Annotated in this window: 24 protein-coding genes; 8 read left to right on the top strand and 16 right to left on the bottom strand. The window is 61.1% G+C overall.

What is annotated here, in order from left to right:
• Positions 1 to 30 precede the first annotated feature (30 nt).
• Together greB and J3Q04_RS17100 are read left to right on the top strand one after the other, a co-directional pair.
• Positions 31 to 528 carry a transcription elongation factor GreB gene (gene greB / locus J3Q04_RS17095; RefSeq protein WP_420764813.1) on the top strand — a complete coding sequence of 166 codons (498 nt, stop codon included), beginning with the start codon at positions 31 to 33 and terminating at the stop codon, positions 526 to 528.
• Positions 529 to 672: 144 nt separating this feature from the next.
• Positions 673 to 1,536 carry a hypothetical protein gene (locus tag J3Q04_RS17100; protein WP_434610404.1) on the top strand — a complete coding sequence of 288 codons (864 nt, stop codon included), beginning with the start codon at positions 673 to 675 and terminating at the stop codon, positions 1,534 to 1,536.
• On the opposite strand, the gene J3Q04_RS17105 is transcribed toward J3Q04_RS17100, so the two are convergent.
• The 3 genes from J3Q04_RS17105 to J3Q04_RS17115 all read right to left on the bottom strand — a co-directional run bounded on the left by J3Q04_RS17105 (position 1,523) and on the right by J3Q04_RS17115 (position 4,034).
• Positions 1,523 to 1,831: a class I SAM-dependent methyltransferase gene (locus tag J3Q04_RS17105; RefSeq protein WP_420764815.1), complete on the bottom strand. Its 309-nt coding sequence runs from the start codon at positions 1,829 to 1,831 to the stop codon at positions 1,523 to 1,525. The genes J3Q04_RS17100 and J3Q04_RS17105 overlap by 14 nt on opposite strands.
• 249 nt (positions 1,832 to 2,080) lie before the next feature.
• Positions 2,081 to 2,515: a DoxX family protein gene (locus J3Q04_RS17110; protein WP_434563116.1), complete on the bottom strand. Its 435-nt coding sequence runs from the start codon at positions 2,513 to 2,515 to the stop codon at positions 2,081 to 2,083.
• 97 nt (positions 2,516 to 2,612) lie between these two features.
• On the bottom strand, positions 2,613 to 4,034 hold the full coding sequence (locus tag J3Q04_RS17115) for a transglycosylase SLT domain-containing protein (protein WP_420764817.1): 1,422 nt from the start codon (positions 4,032 to 4,034) through the stop codon (positions 2,613 to 2,615).
• A gap of 230 nt (positions 4,035 to 4,264) precedes the next feature.
• Between J3Q04_RS17115 and J3Q04_RS17120 the strand changes: the two genes are divergently transcribed.
• The 3 genes from J3Q04_RS17120 (at position 4,265) to J3Q04_RS17130 (ending at position 6,939) form a co-directional block, all read left to right on the top strand.
• A complete protein-coding gene (locus tag J3Q04_RS17120; RefSeq protein ID WP_434610401.1) occupies positions 4,265 to 5,074 on the top strand; it encodes a TatD family hydrolase in 810 nt (269 codons plus the stop codon).
• Positions 5,075 to 5,231: 157 nt separating this feature from the next.
• Positions 5,232 to 6,449, top strand: coding sequence for a methyl-accepting chemotaxis protein (locus J3Q04_RS17125; RefSeq protein WP_434610398.1), 1,218 nt, complete (start codon positions 5,232 to 5,234; stop codon positions 6,447 to 6,449).
• Positions 6,450 to 6,576: 127 nt separating this feature from the next.
• Positions 6,577 to 6,939: a terminase gene (locus J3Q04_RS17130; RefSeq protein WP_434610396.1), complete on the top strand. Its 363-nt coding sequence runs from the start codon at positions 6,577 to 6,579 to the stop codon at positions 6,937 to 6,939.
• A 14-nt stretch (positions 6,940 to 6,953) separates the two neighbouring features.
• On the opposite strand, the gene J3Q04_RS17135 is transcribed toward J3Q04_RS17130, so the two are convergent.
• The 3 genes from J3Q04_RS17135 to J3Q04_RS17145 form a co-directional block, all read right to left on the bottom strand.
• Positions 6,954 to 7,751 (bottom strand): acyl-CoA thioesterase, encoded by a 798-nt coding sequence (locus tag J3Q04_RS17135; protein ID WP_420764821.1) that lies wholly within the window; start codon positions 7,749 to 7,751, stop codon positions 6,954 to 6,956.
• A gap of 145 nt (positions 7,752 to 7,896) precedes the next feature.
• Positions 7,897 to 8,658 carry a CHAD domain-containing protein gene (locus J3Q04_RS17140; protein WP_434610394.1) on the bottom strand — a complete coding sequence of 254 codons (762 nt, stop codon included), beginning with the start codon at positions 8,656 to 8,658 and terminating at the stop codon, positions 7,897 to 7,899.
• A gap of 102 nt (positions 8,659 to 8,760) precedes the next feature.
• A complete protein-coding gene (locus J3Q04_RS17145; RefSeq protein WP_420764823.1) occupies positions 8,761 to 9,051 on the bottom strand; it encodes a hypothetical protein in 291 nt (96 codons plus the stop codon).
• Positions 9,052 to 9,259: 208 nt separating this feature from the next.
• On the opposite strand from J3Q04_RS17145, the gene J3Q04_RS17150 reads away from it, so the two are divergent.
• The gene (locus J3Q04_RS17150; RefSeq protein WP_420764824.1) at positions 9,260 to 10,297 is read left to right on the top strand and encodes a patatin-like phospholipase family protein; all 1,038 of its coding nucleotides are present in this window, start codon (positions 9,260 to 9,262) and stop codon (positions 10,295 to 10,297) included.
• 172 nt (positions 10,298 to 10,469) lie between these two features.
• Here J3Q04_RS17150 and J3Q04_RS17155 read toward each other — a convergent pair whose 3' ends face one another.
• The 6 genes from J3Q04_RS17155 to kdpF all read right to left on the bottom strand — a co-directional run bounded on the left by J3Q04_RS17155 (position 10,470) and on the right by kdpF (position 18,440).
• Entirely contained in the window at positions 10,470 to 11,174 is a 705-nt protein-coding gene (locus J3Q04_RS17155; protein WP_420764825.1) for a response regulator, read from the bottom strand.
• 47 nt (positions 11,175 to 11,221) lie between these two features.
• On the bottom strand, positions 11,222 to 13,873 hold the full coding sequence (locus J3Q04_RS17160) for a DUF4118 domain-containing protein (RefSeq protein ID WP_434610391.1): 2,652 nt from the start codon (positions 13,871 to 13,873) through the stop codon (positions 11,222 to 11,224).
• A gap of 131 nt (positions 13,874 to 14,004) precedes the next feature.
• Positions 14,005 to 14,550 (bottom strand): potassium-transporting ATPase subunit KdpC, encoded by a 546-nt coding sequence (gene kdpC / locus J3Q04_RS17165; protein WP_434610389.1) that lies wholly within the window; start codon positions 14,548 to 14,550, stop codon positions 14,005 to 14,007.
• 33 nt (positions 14,551 to 14,583) lie between these two features.
• A complete protein-coding gene (kdpB, locus tag J3Q04_RS17170) occupies positions 14,584 to 16,638 on the bottom strand; it encodes a potassium-transporting ATPase subunit KdpB (RefSeq protein ID WP_434610386.1) in 2,055 nt (684 codons plus the stop codon).
• Between the two features lie 9 nt (positions 16,639 to 16,647).
• Positions 16,648 to 18,342: a potassium-transporting ATPase subunit KdpA gene (kdpA, locus tag J3Q04_RS17175; RefSeq protein WP_434563099.1), complete on the bottom strand. Its 1,695-nt coding sequence runs from the start codon at positions 18,340 to 18,342 to the stop codon at positions 16,648 to 16,650.
• Between the two features lie 8 nt (positions 18,343 to 18,350).
• Positions 18,351 to 18,440, bottom strand: a complete 90-nt coding sequence (gene kdpF / locus J3Q04_RS17180; RefSeq protein ID WP_032863112.1) for a K(+)-transporting ATPase subunit F — start codon at positions 18,438 to 18,440, stop codon at positions 18,351 to 18,353.
• Positions 18,441 to 18,844: 404 nt separating this feature from the next.
• Here kdpF and eat point away from each other — a divergent pair, with 404 nt between their 5' ends.
• A complete protein-coding gene (eat, locus tag J3Q04_RS17185) occupies positions 18,845 to 20,209 on the top strand; it encodes an ethanolamine permease (protein WP_420767821.1) in 1,365 nt (454 codons plus the stop codon).
• Positions 20,210 to 20,328: 119 nt separating this feature from the next.
• Positions 20,329 to 20,496 carry a DUF2897 family protein gene (locus tag J3Q04_RS17190; RefSeq protein WP_003183831.1) on the top strand — a complete coding sequence of 56 codons (168 nt, stop codon included), beginning with the start codon at positions 20,329 to 20,331 and terminating at the stop codon, positions 20,494 to 20,496.
• 167 nt (positions 20,497 to 20,663) lie between these two features.
• Here J3Q04_RS17190 and J3Q04_RS17195 read toward each other — a convergent pair whose 3' ends face one another.
• The 4 genes from J3Q04_RS17195 to J3Q04_RS17210 all read right to left on the bottom strand — a co-directional run bounded on the left by J3Q04_RS17195 (position 20,664) and on the right by J3Q04_RS17210 (position 24,777).
• A complete protein-coding gene (locus tag J3Q04_RS17195; RefSeq protein ID WP_434563097.1) occupies positions 20,664 to 21,515 on the bottom strand; it encodes an urea carboxylase-associated family protein in 852 nt (283 codons plus the stop codon).
• A 16-nt stretch (positions 21,516 to 21,531) separates the two neighbouring features.
• Positions 21,532 to 22,185 (bottom strand): GntR family transcriptional regulator, encoded by a 654-nt coding sequence (locus tag J3Q04_RS17200; protein WP_434610382.1) that lies wholly within the window; start codon positions 22,183 to 22,185, stop codon positions 21,532 to 21,534.
• A 149-nt stretch (positions 22,186 to 22,334) separates the two neighbouring features.
• A complete protein-coding gene (locus tag J3Q04_RS17205; RefSeq protein WP_420767818.1) occupies positions 22,335 to 22,670 on the bottom strand; it encodes a ComEA family DNA-binding protein in 336 nt (111 codons plus the stop codon).
• 112 nt (positions 22,671 to 22,782) lie between these two features.
• Positions 22,783 to 24,777 carry a polysaccharide biosynthesis protein gene (locus J3Q04_RS17210; protein ID WP_434610380.1) on the bottom strand — a complete coding sequence of 665 codons (1,995 nt, stop codon included), beginning with the start codon at positions 24,775 to 24,777 and terminating at the stop codon, positions 22,783 to 22,785.
• Positions 24,778 to 24,870: the final 93 nt, after the last annotated feature.

Consider the following 24,870-nt stretch of genomic DNA (forward strand, 5'->3'; position numbering starts at 1 on the left):
CTTCCGGCTTCGCTATCACAAGAAGTTGCCATGAGTCGCTATCGCCCTCCCCGCACCGCCGGCACCGCGCTGATCACCCCCGAAGGTGAGGCGCGGATGCGCGCTGAACTCCACGAACTCTGGCACGTGCGCCGTCCCCAGGTGACCCAATCGGTCAGCGAGGCGGCGGCCCAGGGCGATCGTTCGGAAAACGCCGAATACACTTACGGCAAGAAGATGCTGCGGGAAATCGACAGTCGCGTGCGCTTCCTCACCAAGCGCCTCGAAGCGCTCAAGGTCGTCAGTGAAAAGCCCAGCGACCCCAACAAGGTTTATTTCGGCGCCTGGGTCACCGTGGAAGATGAAGAAGGCAACGAGTCCCGCTATCGCATCGTCGGGCCCGATGAGCTGGATTTGAAACAGAACCTGATCAGCATCGACTCGCCGCTGGCCCGGGCATTGATCGGCAAGGCCCTGGATGCCGAAGCCCGAGTCCAAACGCCTGCCGGCGAGCAACTTATATATATAACCCACATCGAATACCTGTAAAAACCAAAGAAAATTAATCCGCGGACATATCGCAGCACAACGACAAGCAACTTGTTATTTGACATCAACAGGTTCATCCGGGAAATTGAAAGTGCGCCGAGAGCGCACTTTTTTATTATCTGTACATATTCAAGGATGAATAACATGGACCCGAACTTCAGTGATCGATGGATGAACCACACACCGCAAATTTATAAACTTCGCATCGATGAACTAATTCTCCCCGGCACCCATGATTCAGGCTCTGACAGAGAAGCGCCGAAGATGCAGTTTCCGTTTGAAATCACCCAAGACGTTCCAATCCGCGATCAGATCAACCGTGGGTTTCGCGTACTCGACCTGCGCGTTGAGCTGTTCGCCGACCAGCCTGCCGGGCACCCGCGTCGCTTCCAGCTTTATCACCTGACCTCGTCGGGCCGTACCGTGGCCGGTGATGTCCTTGACGTGCTCAACGCGTTTTATGCGAACCCAGCCCGAGGGAAGGAAATCATCATTTTGAACTTTCATCAGTTCAAGAATTTTACCGATGCGGCACATAACGAACTTCACGACCTGATTGACCAGACGATCGGACATCGACTGATCCACTACGCTCGGAGCTATATGACAATACAGGAACTATGGCAACGCATGCCAGGAAAGAATATCGTCATTTCCTATAACAGGCGTGGCGGGGATGGCTACTGGCCCGGGGTCGAGCACCAATGGTCCGACGAGAACTATATAAGCACTTCAACGCTGAAAAAATTCATGGACGATGCCAGTTCACAGCCTAAAAGGCCCTACGCGCTTCGCTCCATCCAATGCGCGAAATATACAGGCTTCTTCGTCCCGGATGATTTCAGCGACAAAGTTGACGAATGGTTCGCGTCCCAAGACATCAATAGCTATATCCAACGCTTTCACATCATCAATACCGACTGGTCGACGCGAAGCAGCATTGTGCTCAACTGCATGCACGCCAACCAGTTCCGGGGCCTGGCCAAAGGGGACCTTAACGGCGGGTGATCAGTCCCTGCCTGGCCACACGGGTCAGCTGCCGGATCGTTTCGGCAGCGTCCGCCCGGGTGGGGGACTGGATCACGGCGAGGTCGAAGCTGTCATTGGCAAAACGCGCCAGGGACTCGCCGTCTTCGACAAATTGGATCAGGAAGGCAGCAGGCCCATGGTTGCGTCGCGGCCAGCCGTCCAGATAACGCAGCAGCGTTGGCTGGTGGGTACCGCCCAGGAGAATTTTCGGATTGCGTTGGAGAAGGTTCGCCGTGATTGGCGCAAGACGTACGAGGGGGCTGGATGCGTTCATTGTGTCGTGTCTCTGCCTCAAAAGTCTGCATGGCAGGTGAGAGGCAACACCGAACCAGCGCTTTAGCGGTATTTCGAAGCCCTGTTGTCCTGGCTTCTATCGGTGACCGGAAGTCACCTGGCGCCCCGCAAGTAGCTGTTTAAATCGGCGCATGAGCGGCATCCTAGAGAAGCTGACCGGCCAGTGTCAAGAATCGACGAGCACAAAAAAGGCCCGTACTGGACGGGCCTCGACGATTCAAGCAAGGGGTCAGCGGGCGATGGCGTTGTCGGCGGAAAGCTTGCCAGCACCTTCAATCAGCACGGCGATGCTACCCGCCAGCAGGGCCAGGCCAAACTCGTAGCCATTGTTGGCCATGAACAGACCATTGCCGATATGCACCGAGAAAATCGCCACCAGCGACAGAATCGCCAGACCCAGCGCCGCAGGGCGCGCCAGAAGGCCGATGATCAGCGCCAGGCCGGCAAAGAACTCGGTACCGCCCGCTAACGTCGCCATCAAGTAACCGGGAGCCAGGCCAATGCTTTCCATCCACTGCGCCGTCCCCGCCAAACCATAACCGCCAAACAGACCGAACAGCTTTTGCCCACCGTGGGCAGTGAAGATGATACCGACGACGATGCGCAGGACAGTCAGGCCGTAGCCAGCACGGGAGAACAGTACTTTGTTGATGAGAGTGCTCATGGATCATTCCTTGGTGATGTGTGGTTGGACGCCATATTAATCGAATAACCTTATCTAACTAGCGCAAAAACTCCGCCATAACGATCAGGTTATTTGATTATTTTCGCAGGACCACCTTTCGTTCCTGGGACTCCAGCGACTCTCGCTCCCGGTCAAACGCCAGATAGTATTTGTTCACACTATTAACGTAGCTGACTGCGCCCATCCCCACCTGCTCCATGGCGATGCGCTCCACCTGGAAAAACCACTGGTTCGGGTTCAATCCCCGTCGCCGGGCCTCGGCGCGCATCCCTTGCACCCGCTCGGGTCCCATGTTGTAGGCCGCCAGGACGAACGCCATGCGCTCTCGCTCGTTGAGTTTGGGGCTGGCGAAAAACTTGCGGCGGATCATGGCCAGGTACTTGGCGCCAGCCTGCACATTACCATCGAGGTTGCGGATGTCATTGACCCCGACCCGCTGGGCCGCGGACGGAGTGATCTGCATCAGGCCCGTCGGGCCGCTGCCGCTGCGCGCGTTGGGTTGCAGGGCCGACTCCTTGAAGGCCAGGGCCGCCAGGTTGAGCCAGTCCATGCCTTGAGCCTGGGCGTGCTTTTGCAGCACCGGCCGCAGCTTCTCCAGGCGCTGGCGATTGGCCCGGGCCAACGGATAATGGACCTGGTACAAGCGACGGTAGATCCGCAGAAACGCAGCGTCCTCGTTTGACGGTGCCTTGTAGGTGACGAGGAATCGATCGATGCTCGCCCGCAGCATCGCGGCGTCACGACGGACGAACCAGAACTCATCGCTCGGCTCGCCGATGAGCAATTGGCGGTCGAAGCGCAGCTTGGGCAAGATCTTGCCCCAACGTTCGGCAATCGGCTGTTCGACAATGGTCAGGTGGAAGATCCCGCCCTGGACCATTTCCAGTACATCCTCCACCGCCAGGGTGGGATCGACCCATTCGATTTTCACCGCCGGCAACTTGAGCAACGCAAGCTTCTGATTGATCTGGCTGACGGCATCCCCCGCCGCGCTGCCAGTGGGCAGGGCCAGGGTCTTGCCAGACAATTGTTCGACGCGGGTATATCGCTTCTCCCCCTTGATGCCCACCAACAGCCACGGCACGTCGCTGCGGATCGGATCACTGGCGCTGACCGCCTGGCCCGGTTGCGGCTCAAGCAGTTCGCCGGGAGCGACCAGGTCGCCCTCGCCACGTTGCAACGCGCCAAGCAGTTGATCCTTGGCCTTGGGAATGATCTTGAGGGTAATTTCCTGGCCGTCCCGGGCATGTCCGTTGAGGTATTGCTCGAACGCCCGCAACCGGTGATATTCGACGCCAATGGGCTGTCCCTGGACTTCGCCGGAACTGTTGCGGCTCTGATTGACCAGGACTTTCAGCACCCGGCTGTCCCGGATCTGCGCCAGGTCCCGGACGGTTCCCGGCGCCACGGCTTGCAGCGGTCCGGGCAGCCGCGCTTCGGCCGGCATCGGCAAAAACAGCGAACAACACAGCACAAGCAATACCTGGGGACGTGCCATCCACTCTCCGGAAGGACAGTGCCGAGCCATCCCAGGGAACGGGACCGACTGGCAAAACAGAGCACCTTGGGGCGCTGAAAAGTGCGAAAGACTGGCACAGCGATGGCATTCGCACCACCCCAACCGGTCTCGTGGCCTCAACAGACAGCCGCAACTCGTTGTAGTTCTTGGCTTTTTTTATAAATCTACAGCTCTGATATGCTTTGCGGCCTTTGGGCCGAGGTAGCACCATGCAACTCATCGATATCGGCGTCAACCTGACCAACCCCAGTTTTGCCGACAAACACCAGGCCGTGCTCGAGCGCGCTTATGAAGCGGGCGTCTGCCAACTGGTCTTGACCGGTACCAGCATCGAAGGCAGCGAGCAGGCCCTTGAACTCTGCCAGCACCTCGACGAAGAGGGGCAACGGCTGTTTTCCACTGCCGGCATCCATCCCCACAGCGCCAGCGACTGGACGACCGACAGCGCACGACACCTGAAGGATCTGCTCAAGCAAGACCGCGTCCGCGCGGTGGGGGAATGCGGATTGGATTTCAACCGGGACTTCTCGCCCCGCCCACAGCAGGAAAAGGTCCTGGAAGAACACCTGGCCCTTGCGATGGAGTTGCAATTGCCGGTGTTTCTCCACGAGCGCGACGCCGACCAGCGTCTGCTGGAAATTCTACAAGGCTTTCGTGACCGATTGCCCGCCGCGGTGGTGCATTGTTTTACGGGCGAGCAAAAAGCGCTGTTCCGCTACCTCGATCTGGACCTGCACATCGGAATCACCGGGTGGATCTGCGATGAGCGCCGGGGCACCCACCTGCATCCATTGATGCGGGAAATCCCACGCGGTCGGCTCATGCTCGAAAGCGACGCCCCGTATTTACTGCCGCGTACCCTGCGGCCCAAGCCCAAGAACGGTCGCAACGAGCCGGCGTATCTGACGGACGTCCTTCGCGAAGTTGCCCTGCACCGCGGTGAAACCCAGGAAGACCTGGCAGCCCACACCACCGCCTGCGCCCGGGCGTTTTTTGGGTTGCCGAACCTTTCCGAATGAGCCGAAAGGCCCTGGGGAGCGAGCAAGCTCGCTCCCCAGGGCTCTTGGTCAAGGGCTCTTTAGCATCTGTTGACGCACATCAAAACCCCGCCCCCTGGATAGCAGCAGAATACTGGCACCTTGCCGAAACTGTTTCCGCTATCAGAGAAGACCTACCATGGGTGCCTGGCTTAGCAATATCTCGCTTAAATACAAATTCTGGGCGGTCAATGCGGTCGCATTCGCCACAACCTTGCTGTTGGTGCTCTATGCCATGCATTTGGAACAGCAGGTCCGAGGGGTGAGCCTGGGTCTGGTCTTTGCCGAACGCTTCAGCCAATACGCCGTGGCGGTGATGGTGTTGATGCTGGCAATGCTGGGTGCCTCGCAACTGTTGATCCGCTTCCTGCTCAGTCAGCTCGACACGTTGAAAGACGTGATGCTGCACGTGGAAAAAACCGGTGACCTTTCTGCCCGCGTGCCCTTGGCCTGCCGCGACGAGGTGGGCCAGATGGCCGCCGCGTTCAACGCGATGCAGGCGGGTTACCAACGGGTGGTCGACACCGTCGCCAGCACCGCGCGGCAGTTGGACAACGGGGCCGCTCGGCTGGCGTCGAGCATGAACGAGGTGCGCCACGGCATGCTCGGCCAACAGAGCGAGACCGACCAGGCCGCCACGGCGATCAACGAGATGTCCGCGACGGTTTATCACATCGCCCAGCATGCTGGCGCCACCCGTGATCTGTCGAAAACCACCGACACCCTCGCCGGCAACGGCCGCGAGGTGGTCAGCCGTGTCCAGCAATCGATTACCGGCCTGTCCACCGGCGTGCAGCAGACAGCCGAGATGATCCAGCGCCTGGCCGAAGACAGCCAGAAAATCAACGGCGTGGTCGGTGTGATCCACAGCATCGCCGAGCAAACCAACCTGCTGGCCCTGAACGCCGCCATCGAAGCGGCGCGGGCCGGTGACATGGGTCGAGGCTTTGCGGTGGTGGCCGATGAGGTCCGCAACCTCGCCCGGCGGGTCCAAACCTCTACGGACGAGATCACCACGATGGTGTCGGCGCTGCAGGCGGTCACCCGGGATGCGGTGGAGTTCATGCAGGAAAGTTCGCACAAGGCCGATGACTGCGTACAGCAGGCTTGCGCAGCCGGCGAGGCGTTGGCGCAGATCACCGAGGCGGTGGCAAAGATGCGCGAGAGCAATACCCAGATCGCCGTCGCGGCCGAGCAACAAAGCCACGTCGCCGAGGAGATGAACAGAGCGGTGCTGGGTATTCGCGACGTAACCGAAGACACCGTGCGCCAGACGGTGGACTCCGCCGCCACCAGTGCTGAACTGGCGACGCTGGCGGGGCAATTGAACAAGGCGATTGGGCAGTTGAAGCTTTGAACCCCTCGTCCAGAAGGCTTATGGCTATCGCCACCTATCGCCACGATAGCCAACCGCGATTCGCCGCCCCGCCCGGCCCGACCTATCCTTCGTTTATTCGGTTTAAACGGACTCAAGGAACAGCATCATGGGCAAACGTCACCCCAACCTTCCGGCCTGGCAATGGCGCGCCTACCCTGACAATCATCGCCACCCGACCAACCTGGTCCTGCACCTGATCGCGGTGCCGTTGTTCATCGTCGCGTTTTTGCTGATTGTCTGCGGTGTGTTCAGCCTGAGCCTGGGGGATGTCGCCATCGGTGTGATCGGCTTGCTTGCCGCACTCGGACTGCAACGCCATGGCCATAGCCTGGAGACACAAGCGTCGGAGCCTTTCAGTGATCGCAAGGACGCGATGTCGCGCCTGCTGGTGGAACAATTCCTGACCTTCCCACGATTTTTTCTAAGCGGTGGATGGTGGCGCGCCTGGCGGGAGCGCCACCGCCGCTGAATCGCCGAAACGTCTCAGCCGAAAATGGTCACTGTCTGCCGGCTCATGGCGATCAGCCGCCCATCGGCACTCCAGAATTTCGCCGCGACATGGCCATAGCCATCCTGGGCGTGTTCGATCTCAGCCAAATACTGGCACCAATCCAACGTCGTGAGTTCCAGCAACGGCTGGACGAACTCGATCGTCCAGGTCAGCGTACTGCCCGGGGCCATCTGGGTGAGGTGCGGTAACAGCGCCGGTGGCCAGGCATCCACAAGCGCCAGGATATGCCCTTCGTCCAGGGGTTGTTCCTTCACATCGCCGCGCAAACGTACCCAACCGCCCATGCTCCGGGATTTATTGCCGGTGAATGGCAGCCCGCCCACGCTCCAGCGCATCGCCAAGTGGCGCATGAACTCAGGAGTAGCGCCCTTGATGTAGGGCAACTCCTGGCATTGCTCGACATCCTTGAATTCAGGCGCGGGGTCAGCCTGCACCGACACGGTTGAAGATCGCGACGCGCCAAAGCTGCCTTGCACCACGGTCACCACTTCACCGTTCTGTACCGCACGCCCCAAGACCTGGCTGACCGCCTTGCCTTCACGCAACACCTGCACTTGAAAACTGACGGGGACGTCGGGCGCGACGGGGCCGACAAAGGTGATCGCCAACGAACGCACCGGGCGATCCGCCGGGACCTGGGCCCTCATCGCCTCGTATTGCAGCGCCGCCACCAGCCCGCCAAAACTGGCCCGTCCCTGGCCCCATTCAGGAGGGATCACAACGGCGCCTGGCTGATGGCGCACGGCATCGATCAAATCGGAGAAGCGCATGTCGACCTCGAGAGCAGCGGAAAAAGATGAAGGAATCTTAACCAGCGCGGGCAAGCGACACAGCGCTCATACCGGCCAAAGAGACTGACAGAAAAGCCGTGGGGCTTGAATCCACCCCGGATGGCCACAGAGGTTTTGGGTAGCCTCAGGATTTATCGAAACAACTGGCGATGAGTTTATCCAGCACGCGGTCGGACTTGGCCTCGGCCTTTTCCATGGTGATTCGCCAGACCGGCACACAGGCTTGCAAATCGGCTTCATGCTCGGCCCGCGCCAGCCATTGCCAGCAATCATGCCAATCCCCCAGGGCGCCTTGGGCAGCCTTCAGCCGTGGCATGGCCGTTTCCGGCAAGCGATCGAGTTCAGGATAGGCCTCGATGGCGTAGCGCACGCGCTTGATCAACAGGCGCAACCGGTGACGGTCATGGGCGGGGTCGCGCAAGGCTTCGCCGAGTTTTTTCCATTGCTTGTCGAGGCGTTTTTCGATGCGCTTGCGCAGCCCGGCAAGCAGGCCCTGGCGCTGGGCAGCGCGGATGAAGCGTGGGAACGCGTCGAGAATCATCAGCAGCTGCGCCAATTCCGGGCTGCTGGCCACGGCGGGATAGGCTTCGGCCATTTGCACCTGGCGCCGCTGCGCCGCGTCGGTCTTGCCGTGCTTTTGCAGATACGCCGCCAGCACCTCGCGGTCGCGCAAGGGCGTAGTCAGGGTTCCTACTGCCGACGCGGCCGTTTCCAGCTGTTCGACACCGGGCAATCCACGCAACGGACGAAGCAGGCTGCGCAACCGACGGACCGTGGTTCGCAGGTCATGCAGTGCTTCGCTGTCGGTTTGGGCATTCAAGCGGGCCTGGCAGGCCAACAGGCGGACTTCCAGGCCCAGTATCCGGGCCACCAGCCGATCAATCATCGGGCGTACTCCGTACGCAGCTTCGAGTTTCGAGCTACAGGCCGCAAGGGAAAACAGTTTCGCTTCCACTTACAGCTTGCAGCTTGTAGCTCGCCGCTGTGTTTATCGTCCTGCGCGGGATTCGCGAATGTAGAAGCGGGCCTTCTCGGCTTTTTGAGTGCAGCCTTCGAAGGCTTCGAATTGCTGCTGGGTCTTGGCGCCGGTCAGCAGCGACAGGGCCTTGGAGTAGCTGACCGTACCGGCAAAACCTTCGGCCTTGGCCAGGTCCAGTTCGCGCCAGGCGCTGTCGAGTTGGCTGCCACAACTGTCGCGGTACGCGGTCTTGCCGGCACAACCGGCCAGGGCCAGAACCATCAGGGATGCCACCAGGGGCAGGCAGATCCGGGCTTTCATCGATAACACCTCAAGTCAGTTCAACAGTCGTGCTGGTAAGACGGTTTCGCCGGGAAAAAGTGCCTCGGCGCCACCGCTATATTCAAGTGTGGACGAGAATACGCAAATGCCGTCGCGGCGTGTCAAAAAACGACACCTGCGCCACAACGATTTGAGCCGGGCCGTCGATGAGTGCATTGTTGACGTCTGTTCGATAAGAGGCCGGCTCATGACAAAACGTGTCGCATTGGTATTGGGCTCGGGCGGCGCCCGGGGCTATGCCCATATCGGAGTGATCGAGGAAATCGAACGGCGCGGCTATGACATTGCCTGCATCGCCGGCTGCTCCATGGGCGCCGTCGTGGGCGGAATCTACGCCGCCGGCAAGCTCGAGGATTACCGCAACTGGATCGAAAGCCTCGACTACCTGGATGTGCTGAGGCTGGTGGACGTCAGCTTTCGTCTCGGGGCGATTCGCGGAGAAAAAGTCTTCGGGCAAATCCGCAAAATTGTCGGCGAACTCAACATCGAAGACCTGCGCATTCCTTATACGGCTGTCGCCACCGACCTGACCAACCAGCAGGAAATCTGGTTCCAGGAAGGTTGCCTGCACCAGGCGATGCGCGCCTCGGCGGCCATTCCCAGCCTGTTCACCCCGGTGATGCAAGGCAACCGCATGCTGGTGGACGGCGGGCTGCTCAACCCGCTGCCGATCGTGCCAGTGGTGTCGAGCCATTGCGACCTGATCATTGCGGTCAACCTCAACGCCACCAACCAGAAGCAATATCGGCTGCCAGTGATCCAGCGCCCCGCCGCGTTCCGGCGTCGCTTCGATACCCTGGTCAGCTCCCTGGGCTCACGGCTGCCATTTCGCCGCAAACAGGCCGAGCAGCTGTTGCTGCTGGAGCAGGAAGCGCTGAAGGCCGAGGCCGCCGATATCAACCCGTGGATCGAATCCGCCGAGCCGGAAGGCCAGCAACCGGCCGCCGCGCCAGAGAGCGACGGTGCGCCAAGATCCGCCACCGGCTCGTTCATCATCGATAACGTCGGGCCCGCGTCCTTGCTGGATTTGATCAACCAGAGTTTCGAAGTGATGCAGACCTCCCTGGCCCAGTACAAAATCGCCGGTTACCCGCCGGACGTGCTGATCAACGTGCCGAAACGGGTGTGCCGGTTCTTCGAGTTCTACAAGGCGCCGGAACTGATCGCGTTGGGGCGGGAGATCGCCCGGGATACGTTGGATCGGTATGAGAGTGAGCAGAATTGAAGGATCGCAGAGCTCCCGTGGCGAGGGAGCTTGCTCCCGCTGGGCAGCGAAGCGGCCCCGAAAACTTCAGATATGATTTTTGCCTGACACACCCCATGCTCAGGTTTTTAGGGCTGCTTCGCAGCCCAGCGGGAGCAAGCTCCCTCGCCACGACAGCGCTTGGCCTTAGATCTCAACGGTGATCAAGCCCACCCTCCAACAACCGATACCCCACCCCCGCTTCAGTCACGATAAACCGAGGCCGGGTCGGGTCGTCGGCCAGTTTCTGGCGCAGGTGACCGACCACGATGCGCAGGTAGTGGCTGTCCTCAACGTGGGTCGGGCCCCAGATGTCCTTGAGCAGTTGTTGCTGGGTGATGACCCGCCCCGGATGTCGCGCCAGTTGCGCCAGCACCGCGTACTCCTTGCGGGTCAGGGCCACTTCGGCGCCGTTCAGCAGGACCCGGCGATACGCCAGGTCCACCGTCAGCGGGCCGAACGTCAGCGCCGCCGGCGGTGCCTCGCCTGGCGGCGCCTGGCGCAGCAACGCACGCACGCGGGCAAGGAATTCCTGGATGCCAAAAGGCTTGGTCACGTAGTCATTGGCGCCGTTGTCCAGCGCCTCGACTTTCTGCGCCTCGCTGGCCCGCACCGAGAGGACCAGCACCGGCACCGCCGACCACTGGCGAAACTCTCGCAACACTTGCTGGCCGTCCATGTCCGGCAGGCCCAGGTCGAGCACCAACAGGTCAGGTTTGTTCAACGCCGCCTGGGCCAGGCCCTCGGCTCCCGTCTCGGCTTCGAGCACCTTGTAGCCTTGCGAGGCCAGGCTGATGCGCAGGAATTTGCGGATCTGCGGTTCGTCATCGATGACCAAAAGGGTCGCGCTCTGGCTCATGGGGTCCATTCATCCAATCAAGTGGCGAGAGCATAACGCAGCGCCGGTCAGGCTTCATCGTCCATGCCTGGTTGTGCCTGCAAGGGCAGGTGCAAAGTGATGCAGGTGCCACGGCCGTCGAGGCCGTCGCCGACGCTGATCCGCCCACCGTGGGCACCGACCATGCCCTGGCAGATCGCCAATCCGAGCCCGGTGCCCTGCCCGCCTCGATCACCGCGCGCAGCGGTGTAGAACATGTCGAAGATCTTTTCCCGCTCTTGCTCGGGAATGCCCGGCCCTTCATCCGCCACGGCGAACAGGATTTCGTCGGCCGTCGCCTCGGCGTTGAGCAGCAGCCGTCCATGGGCCGGAGAAAACCGCGCGGCGTTCTCCAGCACATTGACCAGGGCCTGTTCGATCAGCGCGGCGTGGACATACAGCAACGGCAAGCCGACCGGCACCTGGACATCGACCGCCAACGGCGCCAGCACGGCCCGCAGACGGTTCAACGCACTGGCGACGATGTCGGCGGGTGACACCCAATCGCGCGCCAGCTTCAGCGCGCCATGGCCGAGCCGGGTCATGTCGAGCAGATTCTGGATATAACGGTCCAGGCGCTCGGCCTCGTCGCGGGTGCCTTCCAGCAGCTCGCGACGGTCCTGCAGCGGGATCGCCTCGCCCAGCGCCAACAGGCTGTCGATGCTGCCGCGCATGGACGTCAGCGGTGTGCGCAGATCATGGGAGACAGACGCGAGCAAGGCACTGCGCAACTGTTCGGTTTCGCCGTGCAAGCGCGCTGCTTCCAGATCCTGTGCCAGTTGCGCCCGGGCCAGCGCCTGGGCCAGCGGCTGGCTGAGGGCCGCCAACAAGCGTCGACGATGGCCGCTCAACGGCTTGCCGTCTTTCGGGCAGACGCCCAGCAGGCCCAGCGGAGCGCCCTCGCTGGACAAGGGCCACCACCACCAGCGCCCGGACGGCAACGTCGCGGTGCCGGCACCGGCCGGTTGGTCGTGTTGCCAGGACCAGTCGGCGGCAGCGCGCTCGGCCTCGGTGAAGGTCAACGGCTCGGCGGTCTCGACCTTCCAACCATGCCCGCCGTCGCGGTTGAGCAGGCACAGCTGCAAATCGTCCTCGCTGTCGAGGTGTTGCACGGCGGCGCTGATCACGGCCTGGCGATCCGTGGCGGCAGTCAGCTTGCGCGACAGGTCGAGCTGTTCACCGGTTTCCTGCTGGGTGTCGCGCAGCGCTTGTAGTTGACGGCGCTGGCGGGCCGCGAGATTGCCCGTCAGGGCGGCCATCAGTAGGAAAAATGCCAGCGTCAGCACGTCCTCTTCGCGCTGGATCGTCAGGGAAAAATTGGGCGGGATAAACAGAAAATCGTAGGCCAGGAATGACAGCGCCGCACAGGCCAGGGCCGGGCCGAGGCTGCTGCGCACCGCCACCAGCAACACCGCCATCAGAAACACCAGGGAAATATTCGGCAGCGCCAGCAACCCTGAGATTCCCCAGGCCAAGGCACTGGCCGCCCCTGTCGCCGCGAGCGCCAGGGCATAGTCGAAACCGGTGGCGAGGGTGCTCGGGGCCAGGCGCGTGGGCGGTGGCGATTCATCGCTGTCCAACACGTTGATTTCCAGGCCACGGGCGTTGCGCAAAAGGCGTGAGGCCAGGCCACCGCCAAACCATCGCCGCCGCAGACGCCGGCGGGACTGCCCTACCAACAGCAACGTGGCGCGGCGTTGCATGGCGTGCTGGATCAACGTCCGCGCGACCTCCCCGGCGCGCAGCGACACCACTTCCCCACCCAGGCGCTCGGCCAATTGCTGGGCGTTCTGCAGGCGTTGGCGGGACGACTCGTCCCGCGCCCCGCCGTTATCCACATGCACCACGCTCCACGGTAGATGCCGGCGCTGGGCGACGCGGCTGGCGTGGCGCACCAACCGTTCGGCCTGCAAGTCGCCGTCTACGCCCACCAGCAACCGGCCGCGCACCGCCGGCGCGGCCTGGCCCAGTTGCCGATAGCCTTGCGCCAGATCGTCGTCCACTTGCGCCGCCGCGGTCTGCATGGCCAGCTCGCGCAGCGCGGTAAGATTGGTCTGGGTAAAAAACGCATCGATGGCTGCCCGCGCCTGCTCCGGCACATAAACCTTGCCGTCGCGCAGGCGCTCCAGCAGCTCGCGCGGCGGCAAGTCGATCAGCAGCAACTCGTCGGCTTCCTGCAACACCCAGTCCGGCAACGTCTCGCGCACCTGCACGCCGGTGATGCCCCGCACCTGATCGTTGAGACTTTCCAAATGCTGGACATTCACCGTGGTGTAGACATCGATGCCTGCCGCCAATAACTCCTGGATGTCTTGCCAGCGCTTGGCATGCCGGCTGCCGGGCGCGTTGCTGTGGGCCAGTTCATCCACCAACACCAGGCTCGGGCGAGACGACAAAAGGCCGTCGAGGTCCATTTCCTCGAGCACCACGCCGCGATATTCCGAACGCACCAGCGGCTGCTGCTGCAGGCCATTCAACAGCGCTTCGGTCTCGGCGCGCCCGTGGGTCTCGACCACGCCGGCGACGACGTTCGTGCCTTGGCGCAGCCGGGCGTGAGCCGCTTGCAGCATGGCGTAGGTCTTGCCCACGCCCGGCGCGGCGCCGAGGAAAACCTTGAGGCGGCCACGGTCGTGGCGGGGCAGATTGGCTAGCAGTGCATCGGCGCGGCCGGAGTCGCTCATGCTATGTCTCTTGTTTCAGGGATGGAATTTAGCCTCTGTGGGAGCGAGCTTGCTCGCGATGGCGGTCGTTCAGCCGTCACTGTCATTGACTGACCCACCGCTATCGCGAGCAAGCTCGCTCCCACAGGTTTCTACAGTTTTTCCAGGGCCATGTTCAGCGCCAGCACATTTACCACCGGCGGTCCCACCAACGGCTGCTCGATGTTTTCATTGAGCAACTGCTGCAACCTCGACACTGGCACATTCCTGGCCGCCGCGACACGCGTCAGTTGATAGGCAATCGCGGCCGGAGGCAAGTGCGGGTCCAACCCGCTGCCGGAAGTGCTCAGCAGCGCCAGGGGCACCGGTCCCTGGCCGGGCACTTGCAGCTTCTGGGCGCCATCGATCACCCGCGTGGCCAGTGCCGGGTTGCTCGGCGAAAAGTTGCTCGCGCCACTGGCCACCGTCGCAAACGCGCCAGCCGAGGGCCGTGGGTGAAACCACCCATCGCCGACGAAATCCTGGGCGATCAGCCGGGAGCCACGGACCTTGCCGTCGGCATCATGGACCAGGCTGCCGTTGGCCTGGTCCGGGAAAGCGATTTGCGCCACGCCGGTGACGATGAGTGGGTAAGCGATGCCGGTGATCAAGGTCATCAGCAGCAACAGGCTCAAGGCCGGGCGAATCAAGGTGACCATTGCTAAATCCTCAGTTGATGGATGTCTTCAGGCTCAAACCAACCCCAATCCCGTCAGCAATAGATCGATCGCCTTGATCCCCACGAACGGCACCGCGATCCCGCCCAGGCCGTAGATCAGCAGGTTGCGGCGCAGCAAGGCCGCCGCGCTCGCGGCTTGCACTCGCACGCCGCGCAGGGCCAGGGGGATCAACACGACGATGATCAGGGCGTTGAAGACGATGGCCGACAGGATCGCGCTTTGCGGGCTCTGCAAATGCATGACGTTCAATACGCCGAGCTGCGGATAGATGGAGGCGAACAGCGCCGGCAGGATGGCGAAGTACTTGGCGATGTCATTGGCGATGGAAAACGTGGTGAGCGCGCCCCGGGTCACCAGCAGTTCCTTGCCGATCTGCACCACGTCCAGCAACTTGGTCGGATCGCTGTCGAGGTCGACCATGTTGGCCGCCTCGCGCGCGGCCTGGGTGCCGTCGTTCATCGCCATGCCTACATCGGCCTGGGCCAGGGCCGGAGCGTCGTTGGCACCGTCGCCACACATGGCGACGAGTCGACCATCGTTCTGCTCATGGCGAATGCGCGCCAGTTTTTTCTCCGGCGTGGCCTCGGCCAGCACATCATCCACGCCGGCTTCGGCGGCAATCGCGGCAGCGGTCAGCGGGTTGTCGCCCGTGACCATCACGGTGCGGATCCCCAGTTTGCGCAGCTCGGCAAAGCGCTCGCGGATGCCGGGCTTGACCACGTCCTTGAGGTGAATGGCGCCGAGCAATTTTCCGTCCACGCAGACCAGCAACGGCGTGCCGCCGCTCTGGGCGATCTTGTCGACTTCCCGGCCCAATGCGGTGGGCAGTCCATCACGGGGCAAGCCAATGAAAGTCAGCAGCGAATCCACCGCGCCCTTGCGATACACGCGCCCCTGATAATCCACGCCGGACAAGCGTGTTTCGGCACTGAATGGCACGGCTGTCAGCAACTGCGCGGCGGGTTCAGCCTGAGGATGCAACCCACGCAGGTATTCGACGATGGACTTGCCCTCGGCCGTATCGTCGGCCAACGAGGCGAACAACGCGCCTTCGGCCAGCTCCTTGGCGCTTACGCCCGGGGCGGCATAGACCGCTGCGCAACGACGGTTACCAAACGTGATGGTGCCGGTCTTGTCCAGCATCAACACGTGCACATCCCCCGCTGCCTCCACGGCGCGGCCGGACTTGGCGATGACGTTCAGGCGTACCAGGCGGTCCATCCCGGCGATGCCGATGGCCGACAGCAAGCCGCCGATAGTGGTGGGGATCAACGTCACCAACAGCGCCACCAGGAACACCAGCGGCAGGCTGCCGTTGGCGAAATGGGCGAACGGCTGCAACGTCACTACCACCAGCAGGAAGATCAGCGTCAGACCAATCAGCAAGATATCCAGCGCCACTTCGTTCGGGGTTTTCTGGCGTTTGGCGCCTTCCACCAGGGCGATCATGCGATCCAGGGTGGATTCGCCGGGATTGCTGGTGATGCGCACCAACAACCAATCGGACACCAGCCGCGTATTGCCGGTAACCGCCGAGCGATCCCCGCCCGATTCGCGAATGACCGGCGCCGACTCCCCGGTGATCGCCGCTTCATTGACCGCCGCGATGCCTTCGATCACTTCGCCGTCGCCGGGGATCATCTCCCCCGCAGCAACGCGAACGACATCCCCTTTGCGCAGGCGTGTGGCGGGGATCACCTCGAAACCGTCCGCCGTCTGGCGGCGGGCACTCAAGCCTTCACTGCCAGCCTTGAGGCTGTCGGCGCGAGCCTTGCCGCGCCCTTCGGCCAAGGCTTCGGCGAAGTTGGCGAACAACACGGTGAACCACAGCCACAGGGCAATCTGCGCGGCTACGAAAGTCGGCACGGTGCTGTCGGGAACCAGGCACAGCACGGTGGTGAGGACCGCGGTGAGTTCCACCACCAGCATCACCGGCGCACGGTGCAACTGGCGTGGATCAAGCTTGACGAAAGCTTGCACCAACGCAGGCCGCCACAGCGCCGACAGATTGGTTTTCGGTTGCTCCGGCGCCTTGGCGACGACGGTCTTGCTCATCGGCATGTTCATCTCAAATCCTCAGAAACCCAGGCTCAGGTGTTCGGCGATCGGGCCCAGGGCCAGGGTTGGCAGGAAGGTCAGGCCGCCGACCAACAGGATGGTCACGGTCAGCAACGTTACGAACAGCGGGCCGTGGGTGGGAAAGCTGTTCTGGCCGACAGGGGCGGGCTTTTTCATCGCCAGGCTACCGGCCAACGCCAGCACCGGCAGGATGTAGCCGAAACGGCCAATCAACATGCCCAGGCCCAGCATCAGATTGTGAAACGGCGTGTTGGCGCCAAAACCGGCGAAAGCAGAACCGTTGTTGGCCCCCGCCGAGGTGTAGGCATAGAGCAATTGGCTGAAACCGTGGGCGCCAGGGTTGCTCACCGCCGCCGCAGGGCCGGGCAGGCTTGCGGCAATAGCGCCGAGCACCAGCACGCTCACGGGCATCACCAGCAGCGTTACCACCAGCAATTGCACTTCCCGGGCACCGAGCTTCTTGCCCAGGTATTCGGGCGTGCGACCAATCATCAACCCGGCGAGGAACACCGCAATCAGCACATTCAGCAACATCCCGTAGAGCCCGGCCCCGACGCCGCCGAAGACCACCTCGCCGACCATCATGTTCATCAGCGCCACCATGCCGCTGAGGGGGTTGAGGCTGTCGTGCATGGCGTTGACCGAGCCGTTGGACGCCGCCGTGGTCGTCACTGACCAAAGCACCGTGGCAGTGGTGCCGAAGCGCGCCTCCTTGCCTTCCAGCGGCGCGGCTTGCTCAACCGCGGCGTTGTCGAGGGCTGGATTGGGTTGGGACTCGGCCCACAGCGACGTCGCGCCGCCGATCAGGAACAGCGCAAGCATGCAGGCGATGATCGCCCGGCTCTGGCGCAGGTCCTTGACGTAGTGGCCGAAGGTGAACACCAGCGCCGCCGGAATCAGGATGATCGACGCGACTTCGAACAGATTGGTCCAGGCCGTCGGGTTCTCGAACGGGTGCGCCGAGTTGACGCCGAAGAAACCGCCGCCATTGGTGCCCAATTGCTTGATTGCAATCTGGCTGGCCGCCGGCCCGAGCGGGATCACTTGATCCACGCCCTGCATCGTCACGCCATGTATGTAATGCGCGAAGGTCTGCGGCACGCCCTGCCACACCAGAAACAGCGCCAGTACCAGGCACAGCGGCAACAATCCGTAGAGCGTGGCGCGGGTCAGGTCGACCCAGAAATTGCCGAGCGTCGTGGCGGACTTGCGCCCGATCCCACGACACAACGCCACCAGCACAGCCAGGCCAGTGGCGGCGCTGACGAAGTTCTGCACCGTCAGGCCGATCATCTGGCTCAAATAACTGAGGGACGCCTCACCACTATAGGACTGCCAGTTGGTGTTGGTCATGAAACTGACCGCCGTGTTGAAGGCCTGGGTCCATTCCATGCCGGGCAGGTTTTCGGTGTTGAGTGGCAAATGCCCTTGCAACAACAGAACCGCGAACAGCAAAGCGAAACCCGCCAGGTTGAAGGCGAGCAAGGCCAAGGTGTACTTCTGCCAACTCTGCTCGGTGGTCGGATCGACACCGGCCACCTTGTAACAACACCTCTCCACCGGCCCAAACACCGGTGAAAGCCAGGTGCGCTGGCCTTCCATCACCCGATAGTAGAACCGCCCCAGGAACGGTGCCGGAATCAGCACCAGCGCAAAAAAGCCAAGGATCAGCCCGTAGTCATAGCCGTGCATAACCGCTCCTAACCCCGGTCCGCGCGCAACAGCGCAACCAACAGATAAATGAACAGCGCCACTGCCAACAGCAGCGACACCCCGTCCAGAACACTCATGGGATTTCTCCGTGGTACGGCGTCGTGCCGTGTGTGGAGAGATTGTCGGTAGGGAGGGTGTAAAGGTGCGAGATCGAGGGTTGGGTGGGGGGATAAAGAAATTGTAAAAATCGGCTTCATGGTTGCCCGGGCGGGCCTCATCGCGAGCAAGCTCTCTCCCGTATTGCTCGGGTTGGGAACAAAAATTCGGACCCACTGAAGATCCCCCTGTGGGAGCGAGCTTGCTCGCGATGAGGCCTACCCAGGCACCAGCGCTCCGAACTGGGGCACAAACCCAGCCTATCCAGCCGCGAACATCCCCGATACGACACCATTTTCTCCATTACGACCGCCTGAACCATACTGGCACGCCCACTGCACTGCCCTCCCCCAGCGCTTTTGCTACTTATCGAGGGGAGCCACCAATGAACACACAACTCAAACCCACGCTTGGCACCCTGCATTTATGGGGTATCGCCGTCGGCCTGGTGATTTCCGGCGAGTACTTCGGCTGGAGCTACGGCTGGGGCGTGGCCGGCACGCTGGGCTTTCTGGTGACATCGTTCATGGTTGCGGCCATGTACACCTGCTTCATTTTCAGTTTCACCGAACTGACCACCGCCATCCCCCATGCCGGCGGACCGTTCGCCTACAGCCGTCGGGCCTTTGGCGAGAAAGGCGGCTTGATCGCTGGGCTGGCAACCTTGATCGAATTCGTCTTCGCTCCACCCGCCATCGCGCTCGCCATCGGCGCCTACCTGAACGTGCAATTCCCGGCGCTCGATCCGAAACACGCCGCCGTCGGTGCCTATATCGTATTCATGGGCCTGAACATCCTCGGGGTGAAATTGGCGGCGACCTTCGAACTGGTCGTCTGCGTACTCGCGGTCGCCGAGCTGCTGGTGTTCATGGGCGTGGTCGCGCCAGCGTTCAGCTTCAGCAGTTTCGCCCTGAACGGCTGGGCCGGTTCCGACGTGTTCGGCGCACCGGCCATCGCCGGGATGTTCGCGGCGATCCCCTTCGCGATCTGGTTTTTCCTCGCCATCGAAGGCGCGGCCATGGCCGCCGAAGAAGCCAAGGACCCAAAACGCACGATTCCCAAGGCCTACATCAGCGGCATCCTGACCCTGGTAGTGCTGGCCATGGGCGTGATGTTCTTCGCCGGTGGCGTCGGTGATTGGCGCACCCTCTCCAACATCAACGACCCGCTGCCCCAAGCCATGAAAACCGTGGTCGGCGAAAGCTCCGGCTGGTTGCACATGCTCGTCTGGATCGGCCTGTTCGGCCTGGTGGCGAGCTTCCACGGCATCATCCTCGGCTACTCCCGCCAATTCTTCGCCCTGGCCCGCGCCGGCTACCTGCCCGCCTCCCTCGCCAAACTGTCGCGTTTCCAGACCCCGCACCGCGCCATAATCGCCGGCGGCGTGATCGGCATCGCCGCCATCTACAGCGACGGCCTGATCAACCTCGGCGGCATGACCCTCACCGCCGCGATGATCACCATGGCCGTGTTCGGCGCCATCGTCATGTACATCATGAGCATGCTCAGCCTGTTCAAACTGCGCAAAACCGAGCCCAACCTGGAACGCACCTTCCGCGCGCCGGGCTATCCGATCGTGCCCGGCATCGCCTTGGCCCTGGCGGTGGTGTGCCTGGTGGCAATGGCCTGGTTCAACGCCCTGATCGGGTTGATCTTCCTCGGCTTCATGGCGGTGGGCTTCGTGTATTTCGTGCTGACCGCACAGTTGCGTGCCGATGCCCCGGCTGATGCGATGTTGACCGGGCTATAAGGTGTACCCGGCATAACCGGCGTAGTATGGAACCACTGCGAACCGTCTTCGCTCATAAGTGGTAGAGGCAATGGCCAGCGAAATTTTCGCCCGGCCACTGCCCCCTCAAGGAGAGCCCTATGCCCTGGTATGCCTGGTTAATCCTGATCGTCGCCATCGGCTCGATCGTGGGTGGTCTGATGATGCTGCGCGACACCGCCAACAAGGTCGAGCTGACGGACGAACAGCGCAAACGTGTTGCCGAGCGCAATGCCGAGATGGATGCGAAAGAAGCGAAGGATCGCTGACCCGCTTTTCGTGGCGAGGGAGCTTGCTCCCGCTGGGGCGCGAAGCGCCCCCAACCCCTGCTGACCCGGTGTGTCAGTTCTATCGTGTTCAACGCATCTGGGGCCGCTCCGTAGCCCAGCGGGAGCAAGCTCCCTCGCCACAAGAGCCGCTCGCGCCGTTGCGGTATTTAGTTCTCCCAATCCGCCTTGGCAATATGCAACCCATGCAGCCCTTTGTAAGCCGCCCGCTCCGGCTGACTCCAGCCCTGCAGCAACGAATCCTCCAACCGATAAATCTCCACTCCCAGCGGACGACAAACGCTTAAAGGATCCTGCGCCTCCGGCCCCCACATCGCCAGCGACAGATCCCCACCAGGGCAAGTCGACAGCGCACACAACAAATCAATCTCGGCAAAGAACTCCAAGTAATCGCCCTTCTGCGCCGGACAGGCTTTCATGAAATACATGTCGTCATGATTCAGCCCGGTGCACTGGAAAATATTCAGCACATCGTGGACATCAAACTCGGTCAAACCATGGGGCAACACCGCACGCGTCAGGTTCGAGTGGCAGTGATGATGGAAATCTTCGCCGGTCAGCATCTTGTTCACGTACGGGTCACATCGCGTCCCCAGCAAATCATGCAAACGCCCGCCGTGTTCGTCGATACCGTAGTTGGCCAAGCTGTCATCGGTGATCGTTACCAAAGGCCGCAGAAATGGCAGGTTCGACCACAACCGATCATAGGTGCTGACATGAGCGCCCTGCAGCTGCCGCGTCCGCGCCGCCCACAACCGTTCACGTGGATCGTGGGCGTTCCAGACGTTGAAATCCCCGACTTGCGGACCGACCGGGGTTGTCACGCGAAAGACATGACCGGCCGGCACATGCCAGGCGCGGCCGGTGCGGATTGGGACTTCGAACTGCTCGATCAGGGTGCGTTTGTTCTGCTGGGTGCGGATGCGGTCGTAGAAGGGTTTGTCCACTTGGAGGGCAGAGCCTTTGCTGACCTGGTAGGCGGCTGGGTAGTCTTTGTACATGGCGCAGGTCCTCTGATCAGTGAGGGTTGGCGGGAGTCAGCAGATGCAGAAGCAACTGCTCGGAATCGTCGAGGTAAAGGCTCAACTCGTCGTGGGCAGCAGGCTTATCACCTTCCGCGAGCCAGTCATGGATCTGTCGGTCACGGGCAAGCCACGGCGCCTGAAAGCGCGCTTCGTCGGGAGCGGAACAAAACACCAAGCGTAGTTGCGCGACCACGTTGGTAAAAAACTCATCGAACAACGGACTGCGCATCAGTCCCACGATGTGCTGATGAAAGGCCAGACTGTGGGTGCCCACCGCTCGCCAATCTTCGCGATCCCGAGCCAGCTCAGCGGCCTCCAGGGCTTCGAGCATGTGGTCGGCTTGATATTCGCTCAGTGGATTGCTGCTCAGAATGGCCCGCAGCTCCAGGGTACGGCGGACCTTGAACAAATCCCGCACATCATCGACACCCAACCTGCGAACCGTTACCCCTTTGTTACGCACGTAACGGGCAAGGCCTTCCTGGCCGAGGCGGTGTAACGCTTCGCGGATAGTGTTGCGAGATGCGTTGTAGGCGCAGACCAGGTTGTTTTCCACCAGCGCCGTGCCTGGGATGAGGCGACCGCCGATGATGTCGGCGCGAAGTTCGAGGGTGATTTGGTCGGCTAGGGAAAGGGGGCTGGTCATTGGTGGGGCCTTGGATTGTTGAACAATCGGTTGGCGTTAACTAATCAGTATTTGTGCCAACAACGATAAAGCTTCGCCGATCAACCAAGAAGCACATCCGTTGAATGGCAAAAAGGCCAGTCATTCGACTGGCCTCCCTTAAACAACCCTCAATTCACCTCCAGCTTGTCACGATTCCTATCGAGAATCGCCTTGCCGATGCCCTTGACTTCAAGCAGTTCGTCCACCGACGAAAAAGGCCCATTGCTCTCCCGATAGGCAACAATCGCCTCAGCCTTGCCCTTGCCTATCCCTGAGAGCTCGCGCTGCAAAGTTGCGGCATCCGCCCCGTTCAAATCCACCTTGGCGCCTTGCGTTCTCGCTGGCTGCTCCACCGTCTGCGGCGAAGCAACCGACTCCGGCTTGACCGTTGGAGCCGCAATAACAGCAATCGAGGCGCTGGTGAGGAAGGCAAAAATCAGCGAGTAGAAATAGCCTGTACGCATAGGTGACGCTCCATGACATCGTTGAGAGAAGCAGCTTTTCCGAAGCTGCTTCTCAAACTTAGGCGATGGTGGTGTGCTGTCAAAAATGTGTACGTTACGAGGTGTGTAACAATCAAGGCTCAAGGTGACGCTGCTGGTAGATCCAGTCGACGATTTCGCCGTCCGGGGCGTAGCCGCTGACGGTGTCGCGAAGCAACTGGCGAACTCGGGCGTAATCATCTTCTTCGATGGCGGTCAGCAAGTCTGCCAGCCTTAGCTTGAGGACATCCCAAGGCAGGAAGTCTTCATTGGCGCTCATGATCATTGGATGCTGGGTCGCGACCACGTTGTCGCCTATCAGCAGCTCCTCATAAAGCTTCTCGCCGGGGCGCAGGCCGGTGAACTTGATCGCGATATCACCGTGAGGATTCTTTTCAGAGCGAACGCTCAGTCCGGACAAGTGAATCATCTTCTCAGCCAGCTCGACAATCTTCACCGGCTCGCCCATGTCCAGCACGAACACATCCCCTCCCAAGCCCATGGATCCTGCTTGGATCACAAGTTGCGCGGCCTCTGGAATGGTCATGAAGTAACGCGTGATCTTTGGGTGGGTAACGGTCAACGGCCCGCCGGATTTGATCTGTTTATGGAACAGCGGAATAACCGATCCGGATGAGCCCAATACGTTACCGAAGCGGACCATGGTAAAGCGTGTCTTGTTAACCCGGGACACATTGGCCTGATCACCGAACAGCACCGGGGCCAACTCGCGACTCAACGCCTGCAGCGTCAGCTCAGCGAGCCGCTTCGTGCTGCCCATTACATTGGTCGGGCGTACGGCCTTGTCGGTCGAGATCAGGACAAAGTTCGATACACCCGCCTGCAATGCAGCCTGCGCGGTATTCAGTGTCCCGATTACATTGTTCAAGACACCTTCGGCGATGTTGTGCTCAACCATGGGCACATGCTTATAGGCCGCTGCATGGTAGACCGTGTCAACATTCCAGGTCTTCATCACATCAAGCAGTTTCTCTTGGTTGCGAACCGACCCCAAGATCGGCAACAGGCGAACAGACAGAGATTCCCGAGCGATTCGCGGTTCCAGTTCGGACAAAATGCTGTAGAGATTGAATTCGCTGTGCTCGAAAAGCAGCAGCGTAGTGGGTTTCAATGCCAAAATCTGCCGACAGAGCTCAGAACCGATCGAACCGCCCGCGCCGGTGACCAGAACAGCTTGGCCGGTGATGCAATGCTCAAGCAAATCTGGTTGAGCGGGCACTGCATCACGTCCTAGAAGGTCCGCGATATCCACTTCCTGGATGTCGTCCACCTTGACTCGGCCGCTGGCCAGGTCCATGAAGCCCGGGACGCTGCGTACGTGCAGTGGGAAACCTTCAAGCAGGGTCAGGATTTCTCGACGACGACCACGTGACGAAGAAGGAATGGCGAGCAGTATTTCCTGGGCGCCAGTCGCATCGATCATTTTTTGAATGTGGTTTGGTTGATAGACCTGGAGCCCTGCGATGACCCGATCGGCGATGCTGTTGTCATCGTCTATGAACGCAACGGGCCGCATCACCCGTCCCATACGCAGCGCGGCGACGAGCTGGTTGCCTGCCGCGCCGGCGCCATAGATAGCGACTTTGGGTAGGCCATCGTCACGGTTGGTAAAGGGTACGTGTTGCGCCGCGGTAAACCAGTCCCCAAGGAAGTATTGCCGCATCATTAGGCGCAAACCGCCAATCATAATCAGGCTCAACCACCAATAATTAAAAATGATAGAACGTGGCACCACAGTTTTATGGTTGCTGTACCAATACACCACAAGCGCGAGCAGCAAAGCAGAAAGGCTCACTGCTTTGCATATTGCAATCAACGCGTCATTACCAAAATAACGCATGACAGCGCGATACAAGCCGAAGCGGATGAAGATAGGGATGGCTATCGCCGGAGCAGATGCGAAAAGCCAGAGATGCGTAGCTATCGGACTGACTAAAGCGTCGGCGCCGAGTCTTACGACAAAAGCCAACCAGAGCGCAACACACACCAGGACAATATCAGCAGCGACTTGAATGGCTCGCTTATAATGCCTAGGCAACCCCAACAACGCCGCTCTTAATTTATCCATAAGTCCTTCATACACCTTCGCCCGCTCCCAAACTACTCACCTGATGCATACTATATATTACGTGCCAGCGAATTTCCGATGCGCAAAAATTAA

This window comes from Pseudomonas sp. D4-21, from assembly GCF_051132125.1.
In the GTDB taxonomy this organism is placed as follows: domain Bacteria; phylum Pseudomonadota; class Gammaproteobacteria; order Pseudomonadales; family Pseudomonadaceae; genus Aquipseudomonas.